The sequence below is a fragment of the Curtobacterium sp. C2H10 genome, assembly GCF_025407985.1.
GTDB lineage: Bacteria > Actinomycetota > Actinomycetes > Actinomycetales > Microbacteriaceae > Curtobacterium.
In genome coordinates this window covers 22,758-31,438 of record NZ_JABXGF010000041.1, presented here as the reverse complement: position 1 = coordinate 31,438, position 8,681 = coordinate 22,758, and the positions used below count along the sequence as shown (strand labels likewise).

General features: G+C 71.1%; 7 protein-coding genes. 2 read left to right on the top strand and 5 right to left on the bottom strand.

Annotated elements, in window-relative coordinates; all coding sequences use genetic code 11:
• Positions 1-160: 160 nt before the first annotated feature.
• The 5 genes from HWD93_RS13945 to HWD93_RS13925 form a co-directional block, all read right to left on the bottom strand.
• Positions 161-1,015, bottom strand: coding sequence for a glycosyltransferase family 2 protein (locus HWD93_RS13945; RefSeq protein ID WP_261647137.1), 855 nt, complete (start codon positions 1,013-1,015; stop codon positions 161-163).
• The gene (locus HWD93_RS13940) at positions 1,012-2,175 is read right to left on the bottom strand and encodes a glycosyltransferase family 1 protein (protein ID WP_261647136.1); all 1,164 of its coding nucleotides are present in this window, start codon (positions 2,173-2,175) and stop codon (positions 1,012-1,014) included. Before HWD93_RS13940 ends, HWD93_RS13945 begins: the two co-directional genes overlap by 4 nt.
• A gap of 74 nt (positions 2,176-2,249) precedes the next feature.
• Complete coding sequence (locus HWD93_RS13935; RefSeq protein WP_261647135.1) at positions 2,250-3,362, bottom strand: glycosyltransferase family 2 protein; 1,113 nt, start codon at positions 3,360-3,362, stop codon at positions 2,250-2,252.
• Complete coding sequence (locus HWD93_RS13930) at positions 3,281-4,510, bottom strand: ABC transporter ATP-binding protein (RefSeq protein ID WP_261647134.1); 1,230 nt, start codon at positions 4,508-4,510, stop codon at positions 3,281-3,283. Before HWD93_RS13930 ends, HWD93_RS13935 begins: the two co-directional genes overlap by 82 nt.
• Before the next feature lie 4 nt (positions 4,511-4,514).
• On the bottom strand, positions 4,515-5,417 hold the full coding sequence (locus tag HWD93_RS13925) for an ABC transporter permease (protein ID WP_071295759.1): 903 nt from the start codon (positions 5,415-5,417) through the stop codon (positions 4,515-4,517).
• 206 nt (positions 5,418-5,623) lie between these two features.
• Here HWD93_RS13925 and HWD93_RS13920 point away from each other — a divergent pair, with 206 nt between their 5' ends.
• Both HWD93_RS13920 and HWD93_RS13915 read left to right on the top strand, forming a co-directional pair.
• Positions 5,624-6,187 (top strand): hypothetical protein, encoded by a 564-nt coding sequence (locus HWD93_RS13920; protein WP_070418483.1) that lies wholly within the window; start codon positions 5,624-5,626, stop codon positions 6,185-6,187.
• Positions 6,187-8,625 carry a hypothetical protein gene (locus HWD93_RS13915; RefSeq protein WP_261647133.1) on the top strand — a complete coding sequence of 813 codons (2,439 nt, stop codon included), beginning with the start codon at positions 6,187-6,189 and terminating at the stop codon, positions 8,623-8,625. Before HWD93_RS13920 ends, HWD93_RS13915 begins: the two co-directional genes overlap by 1 nt.
• Positions 8,626-8,681: the final 56 nt, after the last annotated feature.

Genomic DNA, 8,681 nt, shown 5'->3' with positions numbered 1-8,681 from the left:
GAACCAGGCCGCGCGCCTGGTTCGACGTCGGAATCGTGGTTCGACGCGGGCGCGCCTGCGCCGCCGCACAACCGAAGCCGCGCCGAACCGCGGGAAGGCGCGGCGCGAAGTGGTTTTGGTTGTGCGCAGCCGCGCCGCGCGCCGCGCGCTGCCGCGCGCGCTACTTGCGCGTCACCCAGCGCGCCCGGACGGCGAGCCCCACGCGCAGCACCGCCCGCAGGGGCCACAGCCACCACGCCCGGTACTTCCGCGACAGGAACCGGTAGGCGCTGCGGTGGTGCTCGATCTCCATGCGGCGCCGGTTCGACGAGGTCGAGTGCGCCCCGGTGTGCGTCACCACGGCGGTCGGCACGTACACGTTCGCCCGCCCGGCGAGCCCCACGCGCTGCCCGAGGTCGACGTCCTCGAAGTACATGAAGTACGACTCGTCGAAGCCCCCGAGCTCGCGGAACAACGACGTCCGGATGAGGAAGCACGCCCCGGACAGCCAGCCGGCCTCGCGCTCGACGACCTGGGTGGTGGACCAGTACCGCTGGCTCCAGGGGTTCGCCGGCCAGAAGCGCGAGAACGCCGCGTGGCCGAGGCCGGTCCGGAGCGACGGGAGCTGGCGCGCCGAGGGGTAGGTGTCGCCCTGCTCGTCGAGGATCCGCGGACCGAACGACCCGCCGGACGGCAGACGATCCGCAGCCGCGACGAGCTCGTCGATCGAGCCCGGCGCGAGGACCACGTCGGGGTTCGTGACGAGCAGGAACTCCGGCCGGACGTCGGGGAGCACGTCGTCGAGCGCGCTGAGGGCCGCGTCGATCCCGCCGCCGTAGCCACGGTTGCCCCCGGAGGACACCACGACGGCGCCGTACGACTCGCCGATGGCGCGCAGTGCGTCGAGGTCGGCCGAGCCGTTGTCCGCGATCACCACGGCCACGGGTTCACTGGACGCCGCCTCGATGCTCGCGAGGAACGGTCGGATCGTCTCACCGGTGTTGTACGTGACGGTGAGCACCGCGACCCGGGTCATCGGACACCCCCGGAGGCGCCACGAGCGACGGCCGCGTACGCATCGACGTGCACGGCGGCCGTGGCCTCCCACGTGAACGAGGAGGCCCGGCGGAGTGCGGCCGCCCGGTGCGACGCGACGAGCGCGGGGTCGTCGAGCAGCGAGGCCATCGCCGCCCCCAGCGCCGACGTGTCGGGCTCGGTGTAGACGGCGGCGTCGCCCCCGACCTCCGGCAGCGACAGCCGCCGGGTGGTGAGCACGCACGCGCCGGTCGCCATCGCCTCGACCACCGGCAGGCCGAAGCCCTCGCCGAGGGACGGGTACACGACGAACTCCGCGCCGCCGAGGAAGCCGGAGAGGTCCTCGAGCGGGAGGTACCCGGCCTCGATGACGTGGTCGGCGTCCTGGAGCGCGTCGAGCCGTGCGATCGCGGCCTCGTCCCAGCCGCGGGCGCCGGAGAGCACCAGCCAGGGGGTGTCCGACCCCGTGACCGCGCGGGCGTCGCGGACCGCGGCGTAGGCGTCGAGCAGTGCGGTGACGTTCTTGCGCGGCTCGATCGTGCCGAGGAACGCGATCCAGGACGCATCGTCGGGGAGCGTCGCGGCGATGCGGGCGTCCTCGACCTCGGCGGTGGACGGCTCGTGGAACACGGTCCGGTCGACCCCGAGCGGTGCGACCCGGACGTCCGCACGGATGCCGGACACCACGCGTGCGGCCTCGGTCGCGGTGGCGGCGCTCGGCACGATGACGACCGGACGGGTCCGGAGCGATCGGCGGCTCCACCAGGTGAAGAACGTGCGCTTCAGGCGGGAGTGCCACTCGGGGTTCGAGAAGAACGTGGCGTCGTGCAGCGTCACCACGGAGCCGCGGCGCCACGAGAACGGGAACGTGTAGTGCGGGGAGTGCAGCACCGCCGCGCCGATCCGCCGGCCGAGTGCCGGCAGCCCGGTCTGCTCCCAGAGGAAACGCAGCGGCACGGAGTCGGTCCACGCCGGTGCCGAGTGCAGCGTCACGTGCGGTGCGACGGCGCGGAAGTGCGCGGCGTGCACGGGCCGGACGACGAGGTGCACGTCGAGCGACGGGTCGGTGAGGTGCGACGCGACCCCCTCGACGTAGCGTCCGACACCGCCGAGGTTGCGCGGTACCGCGGTCCCGTCGATGAGGACGGTGAGCTGCGGCACGCGAGGTTCCTTCCGGCCGGGGACGCCGCGGCCGGGACCGTCGACGGGGGAGTCCCCAGGATAGCCCGCTCCGTTCATGCGCCCGGGTCCACGGCGCTCCGCGGGACGGACGCGACCCGCGTCTCACGGAGCCGCCGCGCGAGGTGCGCGGGGAGGTGCCCCGTCACGTCGGCCAGCGCTGCCAGGACGAGCCGCGCCTCCCGTCGGGTGCGACCGGAACGCAGTCCGACCAGGCCGCGCGCGGTCGTCCGGACCGCAGCCCGCAGTACCGTCGTCCACGGCGCGTGCCACAGGGCGACGACCAGCCGGTTGCGGGCGTTGCGGAAGACGAACAGGTCGCTCTGCACGCCGGACGACGCCGAGTGGTCGTGCTCGACGACCGCGTCGGCCGCGTACTCGACGCGCCAGCCGCGGCGACGGAGCCGCCAGGCGAGCTCGGTGTCCTCGTAGTACATGAACAGCGACTCGTCGAGGAGTCCGACGTCGTCGAGCGCGGCCTTCCGGAGCGCGGAGGCGCCGCCCGAGAACCCGAACACGTCGCGGTCCGCCGCCTGGTCGGCCGCGCCGAACCAGTCGCGGTCCATGCCGTTGCCGTCGCGGTCGACCCGCACGCCGGTCGAGTTGAGGCGGACCTCGCCGTCCGCGTCGGGCACCCACAGGTGGCCGGCGTGGTCGCGCAGCGCCCGTCCGGCGGGGGCCGGGGCACCGGCCTGGAGGCGCGACCAGCGCCCGGCGAGCACGATGCGGCCCGTCACGGCCGCCACGGCCGCAGGGGCGGCGTCGAGGTGGTCGCGGAGGGCCGCGACGAAGCCGGGAGCGGGCTCGGCGTCGTTGTTGAGGAGGACGACGACGTCGGCGTCCGCGTGCCGGATGCCCGTGTTCGCGCCCGCCGCGAACCCGCCGTTGGTGTCGCGGACCAGCACCGTCGCCTCGGGCAGCTCGCGGCGCAGCACGGCGACGGAGTCGTCCGACGACCCGTTGTCGACCACGATGACCTGGTCGGCCGCGCCGTCGTCGAGCACGGCGCGCGCGGCCCGGGTCGTGAGGTCCGCACGGTTCCAGTTGACGACGACGACCGCGGTGCGGGAGGCGCCGTCGGTGGGCGTCAGCCGAGCTCCTCGATGGAGGGCTTCGCGTAGACGCTGCCGACGGCGTCGCCGAACGACGGGACCTCGAACGAGTCGCACTCCGGCAGGTCGTGCAGGTGCCGCCCGGCGGAGTCCATCATCGACACGTTGATGAAGTACTTGCCGGTGCCGAAGTTCGTGTCCGTGATCCGGAGGCGGAGCTTCCGGCGCCCGTGCAGCGGCTGGAGCGTGACGCCCATGATGCCGGTGGTGGTGCCGTAGACGACCTGACCGGCGGTGTTGTTGATCTGGACGGCGGCTTCCCAGTCGGCGACGCCGTCGAGGTGCTCGAACTCCATGTCCACGACGAGGTCGTCACCGGGCGTGACGGGTGCCCGGTGCTCCTTGCCGTCGGCGTGCACGGTCGCCCCGAGGACGGTGCCGCGGCCCACGGCGACGTCGGCGCTGAGCTCGCCGGACCGGCGCTCCTCGAGCACGTCACGGAACTTGCTGACCGCCTGGACGGCGTCCCCGTCGTGCAGGACCTTGCCCTTGTTGAGCAGCACGACCCGGTCGCACATCTCCTGCACCTGGCTGAGCGAGTGCGTGACGATGATGATCGTCTTGCCCTGCTCCTGGAACGAGCGGATGCGGTCGAGGCACTTGCGCTGGAACGCCTCGTCGCCGACGGCGAGGACCTCGTCGACGAGCAGCACGTCGGGGTCGGTGTGCACGGCCACGGCGAACGCGAGTCGCACGTACATGCCGGAGCTGTAGAACTTCACCTGGGTGTCGATGAAGTCGCCGATGCCGGAGAACGCGAGGATGTCGTCGAACCGCTCCTCGGTCTCCTTGCGGCTCAGACCGAGCAGCGCCGCGTTGAGGTAGACGTTCTCGCGGCCGGACAAGTCCGGGTGGAAGCCGGCGCCGAGCTCGAGCAGCGCGGCCAGCCGCCCCCGGCGCGAGACGGTGCCGGACGTCGGCTGGATGATCCCGCCGATGGCCTTGAGCAACGTCGACTTGCCGGAGCCGTTCTGGCCGATGAGGCCGACGGTGGTCCCGGCCTGGATCGACACGGTGACGTCGTCGAGCGCCCAGAAGTCCTGGCGGTGCTTGCGACCGGCGCGGCCGAGCGTGACGATCCGCTCGCGGATGGTGTTGTCCTTGCGGACGGTGAAGCGCTTGCGGACGTGGTCGATGACGATGACGTCGGGGCGCTCGTCGCCGCGCTGCTGGGCGGTGGGTGCGACGGGGGTGCTGATGGCCATGGGTCTAGAGCTCCTGCGCGAAGTTGCCCTGCAGGCGCGAGAACACGCGCTGCGCGCCGATGAGGCAGAACAGGCCGATGACGAACGCGATGCCGAGTCGGAGCATGAGGTGGTCGGGGTAGACGACCTTCGCCGGGTCGTGCAGCCAGATGGCGTTCTGCATGCCGAGGACGGACAGCGTGAGGGGGTTGTTCGTGTAGACGGTCAGGATCCACTGGACGTGCAGCTCCTTGAGGACCATCGAGTACGAGTACACGATCGGCGATCCCCACAGCAGCACCATCAGGCCGACGTCGATGACGAACTGCACGTCCCGCAGGTACACGTTGAGCGCGGAGAGGACGAGCCCGATGGCCGCGCCGTAGACCACGATCACGGCGAGGGACGGCACCAGGTACACCAGGCCCTCGTGCAACGGGAACGCACCGAGCACGAGCGTCGCAACGATCAGGATGACGAACTGGATGGCGTAGTTGACCAGGGCGGCCCCGACGCTCGCGAGCGGGAAGACCTCGCGCGGGACGTAGACCTTCTTGATGAGGCCGCTGTTGCCGACGATCGAGCCGGTCGACCCTGCGACGATCTCGCTGAAGAGCGTGTACGCGCCGAGTCCGGTGAAGACGTAGATCGCGAAGTTGTCGATGCCGTGCGCGGCGCCGAGCACCTTGCCGATGACGAAGTAGTAGATGAGGAGCTGGGTCAGCGGGCGCACCAGCGTCCACACGAACCCGAGCGCCGAGTCCTTGTACCGCGCCTTGAGGTCGCGGCGCACGAGCATGCCGAGCATCTCGCGCTGCCGGAAGACGTCGCGCAGTTCTCGCCAGGTTCCGCGGATGGCACTCGTCGGAGCGCCGACCACGACCAGGGGCTCCTTCGCGAGCGCGGCCATGCGGGCTTGATCGACCATGTGTCTCTTCGTTCGTGGGGGCAGGACCGGAACAGCATACTCACCGCATCACCCAGGACGCCGGTGCGCGCTGCGGACCGGGCGACACCTGTCGTCCGCCCCCGTGCGGGGGTGAATGTGCGCGGATTGAACCCTCAACCTTCACTTTGGGGTTACCGTTGACGCAACCCGGACCCTTGTCAACATCCACAGGACGGCCCGTCAGCATGCACTTCGCGTCACGGCCGATCGCTGCGTTCGCGGTGGTCGGTGTTCTCAGTCTCCTCGCGGCGGGTTGTTCCGCCACGAGTGACGACGACCCCACCGCGTCGCCCACGCGGTCCGCCTCACCGACTCCGACCGCGTCGGCGACCGCGACGTCCGCCCCCTCGTCGACCCCGTCGCCGAGCAGCTCCGACGACGCGGACGACAGCCCCTCGGCGTTCCCGGGCTCCGGCCAGACGACCGAGCCCGACGACGACCCGTCGGACTTCCCGGCCACCGCCGTCGTCACCTACGCCGGGTGGGACACGGGCAGCCGGACGCTCCAGGCCGGTGGACTCGTCTCCGGCACGACGAACACGTCGGGCACGTGCACGTTCACCGCGACGAAGAGCGGTGTCACCCGGACGCTGACCAGCACGGCGGAGGCGAGCGCGTCCTCCGTGAACTGCGCGCAGGTGTCCTTCCCGGCGGCCCAGGTGTCCAGCGGCACCTGGTCCATCACCCTCGACTACCGGGTCGGCGCGCAGTCGACCACGTCCGACCCGATGACGGCGGAGGTGCCGTGATGCGATCCATCCGAACCGACGGGCGACGACGCCCGCTGCGGTCGTCCCTCGCCCTCGTGGCCGCCCTCGCGGTCGCCGTGAGCGGCCTGACCTTCGGCACGGTGCTGTCCGAGCAGACGACGACGGAGTCCGCCTCGGCCGCGACCGCCGCGTCGTTCGACCCGGGCAACATCATCAGCGACGTGAACTTCTACAACGGGTCGGCGATGAGCTCGTCATCCGTGCAGTCGTTCCTCAACAGCGTCGCGCCGAACTGCAAGCAGGCATCGGGCGGCCCGGCGTGCCTCAAGAACTTCTCGCAGAACATGAGCGGCATCGCCGCCGTGTCCGGTCGGTGCTCCGCGATCAACGGCGGCGTGAAGTCGGCGGCCACGGTCATCGCGCAGGTCGGCGCCGCGTGCGGCATCAGCCAGAAGGTCCTGCTCGTGCTCCTGCAGAAGGAGCAGGGCATCGTCACGACGAACAGCCCGACGAGCTACATGTACCTGCACGCCACCGGCTTCGCGTGCCCGGACACCGCGCCGTGCGACCCGAAGTACTACGGCTTCGGCCAGCAGGTGTACGCCGCCGCGCTGCAGTTCAAGCGCTACCAGGCCTCGCCGACGTCCTGGGCGTACCAGGCCGGCCGCAACAACTCGATCCTCTACAACCCGAACGCCGCGTGCGGTCGGAAGACGGTCTACATCAAGAACCAGGCGACCGCCGGGCTGTACATCTACACGCCGTACACCCCGAACGCCGCCGCGATGTCGAACCTCTACGGCACGGGTGACGGCTGCTCGGCGTACGGCAACCGGAACTTCTGGCGCATGTACACCGACTGGTTCGGCTCGCCCACCGGTGGCAGCTCGCCCGCCGGGCACGTCGACTCCGCGACCGCCGGGTTCCGCCAGGTCACGGTGGGCGGCTGGGCGTACGACCCCGACGTCGCGACGAGCCCGATCCGGGTGGCGTTCTACGTGGACGGCGTCGGCAAGAAGACCATCACGGCCGACGGGGCGCGTTCCGACCTGGGCAGCCAGCTCGGCGCCGGCAACACCAGCCACGGGTTCTCGACGACCCTGACCGGGATCTCCGGCGGCAGCCACAACGTCTGCGTGTTCGGCATCAACCAGGGCGCCGGTGCCAACGCGCTGCTCGGCTGCCAACAGGTGACCGTCCGGACCGGGGCGCCGTTCGGCAAGCTCGACCAGGCCACCCTCGCGGCGGACGAGCTCAGCGTCCGCGGCTGGGCGATCGACCCGGACACGAAGTCCTCGATCCCCGTGCAGCTCCGCGTGGACGGCGTGGCGAAGAAGGCCTGGACCGCCAGCGCCTCGCGCACCGACGTCGGGAAGATCTACCCGGGCTGGGGCGACGCGCACGGCTACTCGGCGACGATCAGCGGCATCGGCGCCGGGAAGCACACGATCAGCACGTGGGCGAAGGACACCTCCACGGGCAAGTGGACGCAGCTCGGGGCGAAGACCGTGACGAAGGCGAGCGGTTCGCCGTGGATCGTCATCGACGAGGCATCGTCGACCGCTCCCGGCAAGCTCAAGATCCGCGGCTGGACGGCCGACCCGGACACGATTGCCCCGCTGCGCGTGCATCTGTACCTGGACGGCAAGGCCCTGACCTCGTTCACGGCCGACCAGACCAAGGCGGGCCTCGACAAGGCACTGCCAGGCTACGGTGACGACCACGCGATCCTGTTCACCCGCAGCAGCGTCCCGGCCGGGAAGCACCAGCTCTGCATCATCGCGATCAACGTGGGCCCCGGCGGCAACAGCAACGTCTGCACGACGTTCCAGACGCCGACCGGCCCGCCGAAGGTGAAGATCGAGTCCGGTTCGTCGCCGACGCTCGGCTCGCTGCAGGTCAGCGGCTACGCGGTCGACCCCGACACGGTGCAGCCGATCGGTGTGACGTACACGGTCGACGGCAAGAAGGTCACCACCGGCACGGCCGACCAGGCCAGCGCCACCGCGGCGAAGGCGTACCCCGGGTACTACTCGAAGCACGGCTTCCAGGCCACGCTCACCGGCATCGGCCCGGGCAAGCACACCGTGTGCGTCGTCGGGACGAACGTCGGGGGCGGGAAGGACGCCAGCGCCTGCAGCACGGTCGCGATGACCTCCGGCAACCCGGTCCTGCTGCTCGACGAGGTCTCCTCGCCCGTGGCCGGCCAGGTCAAGGTGCGCGGCTGGACGATCGACCCCGACACCGCGTCCCCGATCCAGGTGCACGTGTACGTGAACGGCGCCGGCGCGAAGTCGCTCACCGCGAACGAGGCGAAGGCGTCGCTCGCCACCACCTACGGCGGGTACGGCGCGAACCACTCGTTCTCGACGACCGTGTCCGGCTACAGGGCGGGCAGCACGCAGGTCTGCGTCTACGCGATGAACACCGGCGCGGGAGCGAACACCACGCTGTGCCGGACGATCACGGTGAAGTAGTGCGCTGACGGTCCGACGGACCACGATGCGAGACGGGAGGCGCCCCACCAGCCGGT

Excerpts from the sequence above, each read along its gene's own strand:
- HWD93_RS13915 (WP_261647133.1), top strand. The coding sequence starts at position 6,187 with ATGCGATCCATCCGAACCGACGGGCGACGACGCCCGCTGCGGTCGTCC.
- HWD93_RS13925 (WP_071295759.1), bottom strand. The coding sequence starts at position 5,417 with ATGGTCGATCAAGCCCGCATGGCCGCGCTCGCGAAGGAGCCCCTGGTC.
- HWD93_RS13930 (WP_261647134.1), bottom strand. The coding sequence starts at position 4,510 with ATGGCCATCAGCACCCCCGTCGCACCCACCGCCCAGCAGCGCGGCGAC.
- HWD93_RS13920 (WP_070418483.1), top strand. The coding sequence starts at position 5,624 with ATGCACTTCGCGTCACGGCCGATCGCTGCGTTCGCGGTGGTCGGTGTT.
- HWD93_RS13945 (WP_261647137.1), bottom strand. The coding sequence starts at position 1,015 with ATGACCCGGGTCGCGGTGCTCACCGTCACGTACAACACCGGTGAGACG.